The 203-nt window shown below is 67.5% G+C and carries 1 pseudogene; it reads left to right on the forward strand.

From position 1 onward, the window contains the following. Position 1: 1 nt before the first annotated feature. Positions 2-203 (forward strand): annotated as a pseudogene (locus tag BN358_RS29400) (transcriptional regulator); the annotation flags it as partial.

A 203-nucleotide genomic window follows, 5' to 3' on the forward strand; every position in this document is an offset into this window, starting at 1 on the left:
GATCGCCCGCGTCGCTGCGTCCCTGATCGACGAGGGTCAGAGCATGATCATCTACGGCGGCACCACCACCCTGGCTCTCGCCAAGTACCTGGCCCCGAAGCGCGGCATCACCGTGGTCACGAACAACCTCGCGCTGCCGCAGGAGCTCTACTCGCGCGGCGTCCGCGAGATCTACGTCCTCGGCGGCTCGTACCGGCTTCGCT

Origin of the sequence: Sedimentibacter sp. B4 (assembly GCF_000309315.1) — a bacterium.
Taxonomy (GTDB): Bacteria; Bacillota; Clostridia; order Tissierellales; family Sedimentibacteraceae; genus Sedimentibacter; species Sedimentibacter saalensis.